Consider the following 13332-nt stretch of genomic DNA (forward strand, 5'->3'; position numbering starts at 1 on the left):
ACCGTTACTCCCTTGACCCTTGAGGCCCGTGCATGAACCGCGACAGTCGATACCTGGAATCCATCCTCCATCACGACATTCCCCTGACCCGGGACATGGGGCTCAAGGTCCTCGACTGGCAGGCACTAGAGTTGCGCCTGCACCTGCCCCTGGAGGCCAACGTCAACCACAAGAGCACCATGTTCGGCGGCAGCCTGTACTGCGGCGCGGTCCTGGCCGGTTGGGGCTGGCTGCACCTGCGGCTCAAGGAAGTCGGGATCGAGGATGGGCACATCGTCATTCAGGAAGGGCAAATCAGCTACCCGCTGCCGGTCACCGGCGATGCGGTGGCGATCTGCGGCGCACCGGATGAAAAGGTCTGGAAGAAATTCCTTGCCATGTACCAGCGCTACGGCCGGGCCCGACTGACCCTGGACACCCGCGTGGTCAACGCCGGCCAGGACGCAGATGCCGTGCGTTTCAGTGGCCAGTACGTCCTGCATCGCTGACGCCAAGCTGTGGCGGGGGAGCCTGCTCCCGCTGGGCCGCAAAGCGGCCCCAGACCCTGACGCCGGGACTCTCCGGAAAGACCTGGAAAGCCGCTTTACTGCGCCTGTGCAGCCCCGTTGCAATCACACAGCGCCAACAGCTTCGCCCGCCAGGTGGCCTTGGCCGGCAACGCCAGGAAAAAGCCATTGAGCAACGACTCCCGGGGCGGGTAGCAGAACGGCACACCGGTCATGTCCAGCACCTCGCCCCCGGCGCCTTCCAGCACGCCCTGGGCCGCCGCGGTATCCCACTGCGAAGTGGGCGCCAGGCGCGGATAGCAATCCGCCGCCCCTTCGGCCAGCAGGCAGAACTTCAGCGAACTGCCGATATTGGCCAGTTGCAGCTCGCCCAGGGCCGCCCCCAGGCCACTGAGCAACCGTTCCTGCTCCGGGCTCGAATGACGACGGCTGGCCACCACGGTAAAGGCTTCCCCCGCACCTGGCTGTTCGCGCACCTGGATCGCCTGGGGCGACTGCCCCCGATCCGCCCGCCAGGCCCCCAGGCCTGCGCCACCAAAGTAGCAACGCCCATTGGTGGGCATCGACACCACGCCAAACACCACCCGTCCCTGTTCGATCAGGGCGATGTTAACGGTGAACTCCTCACTGCCGGAAATGAACTCCTTGGTGCCGTCCAGCGGGTCCACCAGCCACCAGCGCTGCCAGCCGGCCCGGGTCGCCTGGGGGATGTCGGCATCTTCCTCGGAGAGTATCGGGATGTCCGGAGCCAGCGCGGTCAGGCCGGCCACGATCAAGTGGTGGGCGGCCAGGTCCGCGGCAGTCACCGGGGACTCGTCGGCCTTGTGATTGACCGCCACATCGGCGCGCCAGAACGGCAGGATCGCCTCGCCGGCGCGCAGCGCCAGGTCGATCACCGGTGCCAGCAGGGGGTGGGGCAGGTTCATGCTGATCTCGCTCATGCTTGAAAGACTCCGCGCTGGCTCAGCAAGTCGCGGGTCAGGTACAGCGCGGCCAGGGCCCGGCCTTCACTGAATTGCGGATTCTGCACCAGGCTGGCCAGCTCTCGCAGGTTGACTTTGTCGACCCGCATCGGCTCCGGCTCGTCGCCCTCCAGGCGCTCTTCGTACAGGTCGGTGGCCAGCACCACCTGGATCTTCTGGCTCATGTAGCCCGGGGACAACGACAGCTCGGTCAGGTGCTCCAGTTGCCGCGCGCCAAACCCGGCCTCCTCCTTGAGCTCGCGCTCGGCCGCCGCCAGGACGTCCTCGCCCGGCTCGATCAGGCCCTTGGGCAGGGACAGCTCGTAGGCGTCGGTGCCGCCGCAGTATTCCTCCACCAGCACCGCGTGCTCCGCATCGAGCATCGCCACGATCATCACTGCGCCATAGCCGGCGCCCTTGCCCACCAGGCGCTCATAGGTACGCTCGGCACCATTGGAGAACCGCAACTGCACCTCTTCGACACAGAACAGACGACTGGTGGCGACGATCTCGCGGGCGAGTACGGTGGGTTTCTGGCGCATAACGGGCTCCTTGGCGATAGCGGGTTACTATACAGCCTGTTTTAAAGTGACTGGGTTGCAGATTGCGTGCCTGCCCCCAGGCCCCGCGACGGATTGTTTACTGCGTGTGACCGTTGCCGCCAGGGTATTTTCTCTATCCTTGCGGTCAGTGGATTTCCCTTGCCCCCTAGCCTTGTCGACCCTGGTGGTCGGCTGTTTTCTGATTGCTGGAGAAGTGTTCGATGGCCTTACTGCCCTGGCATGAAATCGATACCGTCCTGCTGGACATGGACGGCACCCTGCTGGACCTGCACTACGACAACCACTTCTGGATGGAGCACCTGCCCCAGCGCTATGCCGAGTTGCACGGGGTCAGTCGGGCCATGGCCGAGCTGGAGTTGCAACCCTTGTTCGAGCGTAACGCCGGGCAGTTGCAGTGGTATTGCCTGGACTTCTGGAGCGCCGAGCTGAAACTCTCGGTGCGCGAACTGAAGCTGGAAACCGCCTACCTGATCGCCCTGCGCCCGGATGCCGATACCTTTCTTGCCGCGCTCAGGCAGGCCGGCAAGCGAGTGATACTGATCACCAATGCCCACCGTGATTCCCTGTCGCTGAAGTTGGAACGGATCGAGCTGGCGCCCTACTTCGAGCGCTTGATCAGCTCCCATGACTACGGCTTCCCCAAGGAAAACCCGCAGTTCTGGGACGCCCTGCAGGCCGATATCCAGTTCGACCCGGCCCGCAGCCTGTTCATCGACGACACCTTGCCGATCCTGCGCAGTGCGCGGGACTTTGGCGTGGCGCAGTTACTGGCGGTGAGCCAGCCAGACAGCCGCAAAGGGCCGAAGGACACCGCGGAATTCGCGGCGCTGGGAGACTATCGGGAACTGATCGCAGGGCTGTGAATGCCTTTGCGGGCAAGCCTGCTCCAGTGGAGCAGGCTTGCCCGCAAGCGCGGCTAACCGATCACTCGGGAATACGCAGGACCTGCCCCGGATAGATCTTGTCCGGGTGGGACAGCAGCGGCTTGTTGGCCTCGAAAATCTTGTTGTACTTGTTGGCATCGCCGTATTGCACCTTGGCGATGGCGCTCAGGGTGTCGCCCTTCTTCACGGTCACGAACACCGCCGACACCACGACCGGACCGGTCACGGTGATCTGGTCCTCGACACTGCCGACACCGGCGATATTGCCCAGGGCCAGAAGGATCTTTTCCTTCTCTTCCTGGCTCGCTACTTCGCCGCTCACGATGACCTTGTCGCCTTCCACGGTGGCCTGGACATTGGGATTGCCCAGGCCGACCTTGGCGATGTGCTCCTTGAGTTGCTCGCTGGCATTGGCGTTACCCGGGGTCAGCAAGTCGATCAGTTTTTCACCGGCTTCTTTCACAAAGCTGAAAATGCTCATGTCGCACACTCCTTGGTTGATAGATCCAGACGCGAAAGACTAGACCAGCCTGACCGGGTGAGGTTCCCGGGCGACCAGTGACCCAAGGTCGCGCCCGCGCGGTAGAATCCCGACCTTTTGCCGCCCCGGAGCGACGATGGACATCAAGCAGCTGAAATTCCTCATCGCCCTCGACGAAACCCGTCACTTCGGCCAGGCCGCGGCCCGCTGCCATATCACCCAGCCGACCCTGTCCATGCGCCTGCGCAGCCTCGAGGCAGAGCTCGACCTGCCCCTGGTCAACCGTGGCCAGCGCTTTGAAGGCTTTACCGCTCCCGGCGAGCGGGTCCTGGCCTGGGCTCGTACCGTGATCACGGCCTACGACGGCCTGCTGGCCGAAGCCGCCGCGTGCCGGGGCAGCCTGGTGGGCACCTTGCGACTGGGCGTGGTGCCCTTGTCGAGCTTCGATCCCTTGCCCTTGATGCAACGCTTGCACAGTGAACACCCGAACCTGCGCTTCGAGCTCTCGTCCCTGAGTTCCGAGCAGATTCTCGAACAGCTGGCGAGCAACCGCCTGGACCTCGGCGTGTCTTACCTGGAGCGCCTGGACAGCGAGCACTTCGACTCGCTGGCCCTGGGCCAGACCCGCATGGGGCTGTTGTACGACCAGCGGCATTTCAGCTTCGGCGAGCAGCCCCTGAGCTGGGAGTCCTTGATCGAACTGCCCCTGGGCCTGCTCACCAGTGGCATGCACTTTCGCCAATCCATCGACCACAACTTCCACATCCGCGGCCTGCATCCACAGCCGGTGCTGCAGACCGATGCCGTCCATCAGTTGGTGCAGATGGTCCACGGCGGCCTGTGTTGCGCGGTGATGCCCCTGGACAGCGGCCTGGAAGCCCTCACCGAACACCTGCGCCTGCAACCCATCGAAAATGCCCAGACCCTGGCCCGCCTGGGCTTGATCATGCGACGCAGCGCGCCGCGCTCCGCCCTGGCGCAAGCCTGCTTCGCGCTTTATCAGGAATCGTTCAACGAGGCTTGATCGACGCCATCTATCAAGGGATCAGTACTAGCAATTAGACGCGACAGATTGCCGCGCTTAGTCTTGGCCCCACTACGCCGCTGGTCCCTTAACGAACGCTAGTGCCCGGCCTGCATGGCTCCCGCCCCCGCAACGCCGCCAGGCGTTTGCCGCCCGCCAGACCCACAGCCCCCTCAAGCGCTCGCAAGCGGAAGCCACCAGCCTGGCCAGGCGATGGTCGCGTGATCAGCGCCTCAACCTTGTCCACCTGCCGCCGTGAAGTGCGCCGCGGGTCGACAGCCCGCGATGGAGAGTCGCCCGTGAGTACACATCATCAAGCCGATCAGAAGCCGGTGGCCCGCTACAAGCCCTACAAGGGCCCGGCCGGTGGCTGGGGTGCCCTGATCAGCGTGGCCCAGGCCTGGCTGACCAGCGACAACGCCCTGAAGAATATCCGCATGATGCTCAAGACCAACCAGAACGGCGGTTTCGACTGCCCGGGCTGCGCCTGGGGCGACTCGCCGGAAAGCGGCATGGTCAAGTTCTGCGAAAACGGCGCCAAGGCGGTTAACTGGGAAGCCACCAAGCGCCGGGTGGACGCCGCCTTCTTCGCCAAGCACAGCGTCACCGCGCTGCTGGAGCAGAGCGACTACTGGCTGGAGTACCAGGGCCGGCTGACCGAGCCCATGAGCTACAACGCCGAGACCGACCGCTACCAGCCCATCAGCTGGGAGAACGCCTTCAGCCTGATCGCCAAGCACCTGCACAACCTGCCCAACCCGGACATGGCCGAGTTCTACACCTCGGGCCGGGCCAGCAACGAAGCGGCCTATCTGTACCAGCTGTTCGTGCGCGCCTACGGCACCAACAACTTCCCCGACTGCTCGAACATGTGCCACGAGGCCAGCGGCGTAGCCCTGGCGCAAAGCGTCGGGGTCGGCAAGGGCACCGTGACCTTCGATGACTTCGAACACGCGGACGCGATCTTCGTCTGGGGCCAGAACCCCGGCACCAACCACCCGCGCATGCTCGAACCGCTGCGTGAAGCAGTGAAGCGCGGGGCCCAGGTGGTGTGCATCAACCCGCTCAAGGAGCGCGGCCTGGAACGTTTCCAGCACCCGCAAAGCCCGATCGAGATGCTCACCAACGGCAACCGCCCGACCAACACCGCCTACTTCCGCCCGGCCCTGGGCGGCGACATGGCCCTGCTGCGAGGCATGGCCAAGTTCCTCCTGCAGTGGGAGCGCGACGCGCAGAAACTCGGCGCCCCGGCGGTGTTCGACCATGCTTTCCTCAATGAGCACACCGCCAACGTGCTCGACTACCTGGGCATGGTCGACGACACCCCCTGGGAACAGATCGTCGAGCAATCAGGCCTGACCCTGGTGGAGATCGAACAAGCGGCGCGCATGTACGCCAAGGGCAAGAACGTGATCATGTGCTGGGCCATGGGCATCACCCAGCACCGCCACTCGGTACCGACCATCCAGGAAATCGCCAGCCTGATGCTGCTGCGGGGCAATATCGGCAAGCCCGGCGCCGGCCTGTGCCCGGTACGCGGCCACAGCAACGTGCAGGGCGACCGCACCATGGGCATCAACGAACGCCCGCCGGTGGCCTTCCTCGATTCCCTGGAGCGGCGTTTCCAGTTCAAGGTCCCTCGGGAGAACGGCCACAACGTGGTCGAGGCGATTCACGCCATGCTCGAAGGCCGCTCCAAGGTGTTCATCGGCCTGGGGGGCAACTTCGCCCAAGCCACCCCGGACAGCCCACGGACCTTCCAGGCCCTGAGCAACTGCGACCTGACCGTGCAGATCAGCACCAAGCTCAACCGCAGCCACCTGGCCCACGGCAAGCAGGCGCTGATCCTGCCGTGCCTGGGCCGCACCGACATCGACCAGCAGGCAGGCGGCCCGCAGGCCGTGACCGTGGAAGACTCCTTCAGCATGGTCCACGCCTCCAACGGCCAGTTGCAGCCATTGTCGGCGCACATGCGCTCCGAGCCATGGATCCTCGCCGGTATCGCCGCCGCGACGCTGGGTAGCCGCCCGGTGGACTGGAACTGGCTGGCGGCGGACTACGGGCGCATCCGCGACCTGATCGCCGACACCATTCCCGGCTTCAAGGACTTCAACGAGCGGCTCAAGCACCCGGGTGGTTTCTACCTGGGCAACAGCGCCGGGGCGCGGCAGTGGAACACCCCCTCGGGGCGCGCCAACTTTCGCGCCAATGCCTTGCCCAAGGACCTGATCCACGAACGCACCCGGGCCACCGGCCAACTGCCGGACCTGATCCTGCAGTCGATGCGCTCCCATGACCAGTACAACACCACCATCTACGGCCTCGATGACCGTTATCGTGGGGTCAAGGGCCAGCGCGACGTGCTGTTCGCCAACGAGGCGGACATCATCCGCCTGGGCTTCAAGCCGGGGCAGAAGGCCGATATCGTGTCGCTCTGGGATGACGGTCGCGAGCGCCGGGTCAAGGGCTTCACCCTGCTGGCGTTCGATATTCCGGCGGGCCAGGCTGCGGCCTACTACCCGGAGGTGAACCCCCTGGTGCCATTGGAAAGTACCGGTGACGGCAGCCACACCCCGACGTCGAAGTTCATCGCCATCCGCCTGGAGGCGGCCAGCGACAGCGGCCTGATCATGGCCCGCTCGGCCTGATGCCTGACTTGAGGGCCTCTTCGCTGGCAAGCCAACTCCTACACTTGACAGGTAAGCTGGCGAGCGCCTCTTCGCGGTCTTGAATCGCGGGCACAAAAAAGGCCGCTTTTGCATAAAAGCGGCCGTTCCGAAGTAGCTAAAGACCCGCAAAAATCACTTAAGTTCCGCAATAAAAACAGTAAGTTACGAGATTGTGTACAACTCGTGCTATTCGTCGGATTTCGTTTGTAAGCGTGGTGATACAGCCTCAGGATCGCGCCGTCATCCCTTTGAGGCTCCTCTATGAAGTTCTCCTCGATTCTCTTGTTGTCCCTTGGCCTGATCAGTGGCGCAGCCTCTGCCGGCGGCACCACCGAAGCAGGTGTGGGCGGCGCATTGGGCGGGGTTCTAGGCTCGGTGGTCGGTCAGCAGATCGGCGGTAATACCGGCTCGGCCATCGGCGCAGCCCTGGGCGGCGCGGGCGGCAGTGCGGTCGGTGCCGACAAGCGCAGCCGTGGCCAGGCAGCCATTGGCGGTGCCCTGGGTGCTGCCGGCGGCAACGTCGTCGGGCGCAGCATGGGGGGCAACACCGGCAGCCTGATCGGCGCAGCAGCAGGCGGTGGCGCCGGCGGCGCGCTGGGTAACTACATGGGCAATGAAAGCGCCCGGGAAGATCGCAACTACCGTGGCCGCGACGACCGCCGCTACTACCGCGATGGCCACCGTGGCCGGGGCCATGCCTATGGGCATCGCAAGCACCGTCACTATCGCGACTGATCACCCGGACCGCGCCGCGGCCTCAGTAGCAGGTGGCGGCGCAGCAGGACCCAGGCCGGCAACCTCATGGCCGATACCGGCCTTCAGGGCTGCGACCTCGCCCTTCACAACCAGGGGCAACGACCCAGATTGAAGACAGCGGCTACCTGCATTCAGGCGGGTAGCAGCTGCTCCAGGGCCACGCGCAATGCAGGCGGAATCGGCACGGGCTGGTTCGAGGCCCGGTCCACGAACACATGGACGAAACGCCCCGCCGCACAGGCATCCGCTTCTCCCGCCTTGAACACCGCCAGCTCATATTGCACCGAGCTGTTGCCCAGCTTGCCGACTCGCAGGCCGATCTCGATACGCTCGGGAAAGGCGATGGACGCGAAGTAGTCGCAAGCCGAACTGACCACCAGCCCCACCACCTCGCCATCATGGATGTCCAGGCCCCCCTGTTCGATCAGGTAGGTGTTCACTGCCGTGTCGAAGAAGCTGTAGTAGGTGACGTTGTTCACATGGCCATAGACGTCGTTGTCATGCCAGCGGGTGATGATCGGCTGGAAATGGCGGTAGTCGCCGCGTTGCGGCATGGACTCGGTCATGCAGGTTTCTCCCATCGACTCGATACCGGGCGATCGATTGATCGCCCGGCATTTCACCCCAAGCAGCTACGCCTGGGCAAACCCTTTTCCTGCCGCCGCCAACTCGTCGATCAGTTGCGCCGGGCGCCAATGCGCGCCGTGCTCGGCCTGCAGGTGCAACAGGCGCTGGCGAATCCGCCCAAGCCCCTGGGTATTCGCCCAGCTCATCGGGCCACCCCGCTCCCGGGGAAAGCCGTAGCCGTTGAGGTACACCCGATCGACGTCATGGGCCGAGCGGGCAATGCCTTCCTGGAGGATCTTTGCGCCTTCATTGACCAGCGCCAGCAGGCAGCGCTCGAGGATTTCCTCAGGGCCGATGTCCCGACGCTGAAACCCCAGGCCTTCGCTGACCTGCTGCACCAGGGCATCGACCTGCAGATCATGTTCGGCCTGGCGACTGCCCGGTTCGTAGTGGTAGTAGCCGTCGCCGCTCTTCTGGCCGAAACGCCCCAGCTCGCACAGGCGGTTGTCGACCTGCACTTCAGGCGCAGCCTGGCCGACGCCATCCAGTTGCCGGGCACGCCAGCCCAGGTCGATGCCGACCACGTCATACATGCGAAACGGCCCCATGGCGAAACCGAAGCCCTGCAGCGCCGCATCCACCTGATAGGGGAAGGCCCCTTCCAGGAGCATCTTGCGGGCCTCCAGCACATAGGTATTGAGCATGCGATTGCCAATGAAGCCGAAGCAGTTGCCGGCCACCACGCTGACCTTGCCCATGCGCTCGCCCAGGGCCAGGGCCGCTTCGAGCACCGCCGGCGCGGTCTTGGCGCCGCGCACCACTTCCAGCAGTTTCATGATGTGTGCCGGGCTGAAGAAGTGCAGCCCCAGCACTAGGGATTGCCGCTGGGTAACAGCGGCAATCGCGTCGATATCCAGGGCCGAAGTATTGCTGGCCAGGATCGCCCCGGGCTTGAGGGTGGCGTCCAGCTGGCGAAAGATCTGCTGCTTGAGTTCGAGGTTCTCGTAGACCGCCTCGATCACCAGGTCCACCTCGGCAAGCTGTGGATAATCCGCCACGGGCTTGATTCGGGCCAGGCGCGCATCGGCCTCGGCCTGATCGATCCGCCCCTGACGCAGGTTGTGGGCGTAGGTCTCGGCCACCGCCTGCAATGCTTGCTCAAGCATCTGCGCATTGTTGTCCAGCCAGAGTACCGGCAGGCCGGCGTTGGCCAGGCACATGACGATACCGCGGCCCATGGTGCCGGCGCCGATCACTGCGGCGCGCTGAATGTCGAATGCTGTCTGGCTCATGCTGGCTCTCTTGTAGGCAATTCGAAGACAGACACCACCATAGTCAGGCGAGTATCATTTTTGAAATTTATTCCTGTGATGAGCAGCATTCAGCGAATGGATTTTGCGGAAGAATGCCAGCCACGCTTTGCTCGCGAAAGACCAGGTTCTGACCACCTTGGTTCGCGCTGGCGCAGGCGCCTGGATGGCTTGCAGCACTCGCCCGGTACGGGATTCAGAAGAGGTTTTTACCCCCACTGCACCTCGGAAAGCCGACCAGCCAAGCGCAAGTACGTTTCCTCGCCACAGGCGGCCGGAGAGTTTTTTAGCCCGTTGTCAGCCGGGCAAATGGGACTCGCACCACTCGCGCACCGCGGCATAGGGGTAATTCTCCAGCGCCGCGAAGCCGGGAATGCCCCGGGCCTTGAGCTTGGTGAACAGCGGCACACTGATGCCACAGAGAAAACGCGTCAGCCGCTCCGCCCCGGGCACAGCGCCGCTGTGCTGCTGATGCCTGTGGATAAAGTCGGCACACAGCCCGTCGAAGTTCTTATCCACAAGTGCCGACAGGGCCGGAGGCTCTGGCAAGTGCGCCACCTGGCCATGGCAGACTGAGCAGTGCCCGCAGCGCCGGGGCGCCTGCTCGTCACCGAAATACTGCGCCAGGCGATGCCCCAGGCACTGCTCGGTGGCGAACAGATCGAGCATGGCGTGGATCCGCGCGATCTCGCTGGCCTCATGACGCGTGAAATAGCCGTGCAGGTCTGCGCTCAAGGCGGCGGCATCGAAGTCCGTCTGCAGCAGGCTGTAGACCTCGGTCATCTGTTTGCTTTCCAGCTCCACCCAGCCCTTTTCCTGGAAGTAGTCCAAGGCCTTGACCACTCGGTTGCGTGGCGCCTGGTACTGGTCATAGAGCGCGTCGAAATTCACCGTGGCCCAGGTCCGGGCACGGCTTGAGGTGTGGATGATGGCTTCGACGAAGTCCCGGCGCTCGCCCTCGAAACGCGCCAGCAGGTCCTGGGTTTCCAGGAGGAACTTGAAACGGTACTCGGCGAAATAGGCGTAGCGCGGCGCGATCAGGCCGCGCAGCTCCAACTGCACCAGCAAGGTCTTGAGCGGCAGCTGGCGGATGTTGCTCTGGTCCGCCAGGGGCCCGAGCAGGAACTCCCACTGGCCGTCCGGCGCCGAGGCCTGCAGCTCGTCGAGCACACAACGAATGCCGCTCAACTCCGGGGTATCGCCATAGACGAAGTTCTCCAGCACGTTGAGGCTGTCGCGGTTGGCCAGCACCAGGCAATCCGACGGCTGGCCATCACGGCCGGCACGCCCGATTTCCTGGCTGTAGTTCTCGATGGACTTGGGCAAGTCGAAATGCACCACGTTGCGGATGTCGCTCTTGTCGATGCCCATGCCGAAGGCGATGGTGGCGACGATGCACAGGCTGCGTCCTGCCATGAAGCGCCGCTGGATCGACTCGCGCTGCTCATGGGGCAAGCCGGCGTGGTAGGCCTCGGCGGCGATGCCCTGCTGGCTCAGGTGCTCGGCGATCTGCTCGGCGGTCTTCTGCAGCGTCACGTAGACAATGCTCGCCTGCCCGGCTCGCTCGCTCATCCACTGCACCAGCCGCCGGCGCTTGTCCGCGCCACGTACCGGTTCCACCAGCAGGTTGAGGTTGGGTCGGTAGAAACCGGTGGTCACCACATCGTCTGGGGCGATGGCGAACTTGGCCTGCATGTCGGCGATCACCTTGGGGGTCGCCGTGGCCGTCAGCAGCAGGGCCTGGGGAATGTTGAACTGGCGCTGGTAGTCCGGCAGCTTCAGGTAGTCGGGGCGGAAGTTGTGACCCCATTCAGAGATGCAGTGGGCCTCGTCCACCACCAGCAGCGAGATCGGCACCTGCTGCAGAAAGTTGCGAAAGCGCTCGTTCTTCAGGCGTTCCACGGAGATCATCAGGATCTTCAGTTCACCGGAGCGGGCCCGGGCCATGACCTCGTTGGCCTCATCGCGACTCTGCGCCGAATCGATGCTGGCCGCGGCAATGCCATGGCGTTGAAGGAAGGCCAGCTGGTCCTGCATCAGTGCCAGCAGGGGCGAGACCACCAGGGTCAGGTGTGGCAACAGCAAGGCCGGCAATTGATAGCACAGGGACTTGCCCGAGCCAGTGGGAAAGATCGCCGCCGCCGAGCGCCCGGCCAGCACCGCGCTGACTGCAGCCTCCTGGCCCGGACGGAACCGTGGATAACCGAAGACCTGTTCGAGGGTGCTGTGCATGAGGGTCACTCCGTTGACCGCTGACCTGTCACTGAAGACTAGCGTGACGGGCCAGCGGGTCGAGTAAAGGTAGCGGGAAAAGGGCTACCGGATGATACCGGACGCAAAAGTTTCAACCGGCCGGCCGTCTCCTGCACCCGCTCTTCCTGCATGAACGAACGGGTGCTGCGGCAGCAACGGGTGCAGGGCCGAAAACCTAGCGCAGGCTCCGGCAATCCAGCCACTGCACGCCATTGTGCTGATTGGCTTCGAACAGCGCCGGCACGGCCTGGGCCGCCTTGGCATGGGTGTCATGGAACAGAATGATGCCGCGCCGCCAGAGCAGCATCAGCGTCTGGACCCGCTGGATGGCGTCCTGGGCACTGACCTTCCTGCTCCAGTCCTGGGAATCGATGTTCCACAACATCAGTTGCAGGCCCTGGGCCTTGAAGAACCCGGCGCTGTCGCTGCGACGCTGCCCGTAGGGCGGGCGAAACCGCGGCTGGTATTCGTCCGCCAGGGTGCGATTGGCCAGGTTGGCACTGTGGATCACCGAGTTCTGCCAGGCGCCCCACGAGGAATGGGACTTGTGCTCCCAACCGTGTACGCCAACACACTGGTTGTCATACAACTCACGCATCTGCCCCGCCGAAGACTGGCTCAAGCGAGCCTGAAACGAGTCCCCCAGGACAAAGAACAGGCTATGCAGGTCGTAGGCCCGCAGTACTTCCAGCAACTCATCCGTGCGCCCGCCGCGTGGGCTCGGGCCATCATCGAAGGTCAGCAGGAACTGCCGGTCCTCCAGTTCATCTCCCAGCATTTCGGCCGGATCGATACGTTGGATTTCACTGCTCACGGTGGGAAACAACGCCGCCAGCCGCAGTTGCTCGTTCAGGTATTGCTGATGGAACCGGGCACTGGCTTCGGCCCAGGGGCCGTAGGTGGATTTGCTGCGTCCCGTGAAGCTGGCCGCCAGCTGGCGCAACTGCGCGAGGTTGCGCACTGCCAGGCAGAACGCCTCGCCCTCACAGTCACGGCTGGCCAACTGATAGTTGTTCAGCAGCAACCTCCAGAAACGCTGGCGTACCTGATCGATCGACTTGAGGTCCAGCTGCTTGACCCCGAGCCGCTGCTTCAAGGCCTTTTCGTCCAGCGCCTCGCTGGCCAGCAGGGCCTTGCCGAACATCAGGATCTCAGCCCGCGAGGCGGTATCGAAATCCGCTGCATTGATCAGCGGGGTCGGCCAGCCGCTACGGTCGATGGTGGCAAAGGCCAATGGGCCAGCGGCCTGGGCCACTCCCGTGGCCAGGCACAGCGCCAGCAACCAGGGGAAAAGACGAATTCGCATATCAACCTCCATAAATACACAACGCGCCACTGCCGGCGCGTTGTGGAGATA

Annotated in this window: 12 protein-coding genes; 5 read left to right on the forward strand and 7 right to left on the reverse strand. The window is 64.1% G+C overall.

Annotated elements, in window-relative coordinates:
• Positions 1-32 precede the first annotated feature (32 nt).
• Entirely contained in the window at positions 33-488 is a 456-nt protein-coding gene (locus U873_RS0111760) for a YiiD C-terminal domain-containing protein (protein WP_025128452.1), read from the forward strand.
• A gap of 95 nt (positions 489-583) precedes the next feature.
• On the opposite strand, the gene cysQ is transcribed toward U873_RS0111760, so the two are convergent.
• Together cysQ and nudE are read right to left on the reverse strand one after the other, a co-directional pair.
• Positions 584-1432: a 3'(2'),5'-bisphosphate nucleotidase CysQ gene (cysQ, locus tag U873_RS0111765; protein ID WP_025128453.1), complete on the reverse strand. Its 849-nt coding sequence runs from the start codon at positions 1430-1432 to the stop codon at positions 584-586.
• Between the two features lie 11 nt (positions 1433-1443).
• On the reverse strand, positions 1444-2010 hold the full coding sequence (gene nudE, locus U873_RS0111770; RefSeq protein ID WP_025128454.1) for an ADP compounds hydrolase NudE: 567 nt from the start codon (positions 2008-2010) through the stop codon (positions 1444-1446).
• A 221-nt stretch (positions 2011-2231) separates the two neighbouring features.
• On the opposite strand from nudE, the gene yrfG reads away from it, so the two are divergent.
• Positions 2232-2894 carry a GMP/IMP nucleotidase gene (gene yrfG, locus U873_RS0111775; protein WP_025128455.1) on the forward strand — a complete coding sequence of 221 codons (663 nt, stop codon included), beginning with the start codon at positions 2232-2234 and terminating at the stop codon, positions 2892-2894.
• A 61-nt stretch (positions 2895-2955) separates the two neighbouring features.
• Here yrfG and lysM read toward each other — a convergent pair whose 3' ends face one another.
• Positions 2956-3396, reverse strand: coding sequence for a peptidoglycan-binding protein LysM (gene lysM, locus U873_RS0111780; protein WP_025128456.1), 441 nt, complete (start codon positions 3394-3396; stop codon positions 2956-2958).
• A gap of 136 nt (positions 3397-3532) precedes the next feature.
• Here lysM and U873_RS0111785 point away from each other — a divergent pair, with 136 nt between their 5' ends.
• The 3 genes from U873_RS0111785 to U873_RS0111795 all read left to right on the forward strand — a co-directional run bounded on the left by U873_RS0111785 (position 3533) and on the right by U873_RS0111795 (position 7824).
• Complete coding sequence (locus U873_RS0111785; RefSeq protein ID WP_025128457.1) at positions 3533-4420, forward strand: LysR family transcriptional regulator; 888 nt, start codon at positions 3533-3535, stop codon at positions 4418-4420.
• Between the two features lie 299 nt (positions 4421-4719).
• A complete protein-coding gene (locus U873_RS0111790; RefSeq protein ID WP_025128458.1) occupies positions 4720-7068 on the forward strand; it encodes an FdhF/YdeP family oxidoreductase in 2349 nt (782 codons plus the stop codon).
• A 282-nt stretch (positions 7069-7350) separates the two neighbouring features.
• Complete coding sequence (locus U873_RS0111795) at positions 7351-7824, forward strand: YMGG-like glycine zipper-containing protein (protein ID WP_025128459.1); 474 nt, start codon at positions 7351-7353, stop codon at positions 7822-7824.
• Between the two features lie 152 nt (positions 7825-7976).
• Here U873_RS0111795 and U873_RS0111800 read toward each other — a convergent pair whose 3' ends face one another.
• The 4 genes from U873_RS0111800 to U873_RS0111815 all read right to left on the reverse strand — a co-directional run bounded on the left by U873_RS0111800 (position 7977) and on the right by U873_RS0111815 (position 13281).
• Positions 7977-8411: a thioesterase family protein gene (locus U873_RS0111800; protein ID WP_025128460.1), complete on the reverse strand. Its 435-nt coding sequence runs from the start codon at positions 8409-8411 to the stop codon at positions 7977-7979.
• Between the two features lie 66 nt (positions 8412-8477).
• A complete protein-coding gene (locus tag U873_RS0111805; protein ID WP_025128461.1) occupies positions 8478-9704 on the reverse strand; it encodes a 3-hydroxyacyl-CoA dehydrogenase in 1227 nt (408 codons plus the stop codon).
• A 315-nt stretch (positions 9705-10019) separates the two neighbouring features.
• A complete protein-coding gene (locus U873_RS0111810; RefSeq protein ID WP_025128462.1) occupies positions 10020-11954 on the reverse strand; it encodes an ATP-dependent DNA helicase RecQ in 1935 nt (644 codons plus the stop codon).
• 196 nt (positions 11955-12150) lie between these two features.
• Positions 12151-13281: a polysaccharide deacetylase family protein gene (locus tag U873_RS0111815; protein WP_025128463.1), complete on the reverse strand. Its 1131-nt coding sequence runs from the start codon at positions 13279-13281 to the stop codon at positions 12151-12153.
• Between the last annotated feature and the right edge of the window lie 51 nt (positions 13282-13332).

This window comes from Pseudomonas sp. PH1b (assembly GCF_000633395.1).
In the GTDB taxonomy this organism is placed as follows: Bacteria; Pseudomonadota; Gammaproteobacteria; order Pseudomonadales; family Pseudomonadaceae; genus Aquipseudomonas.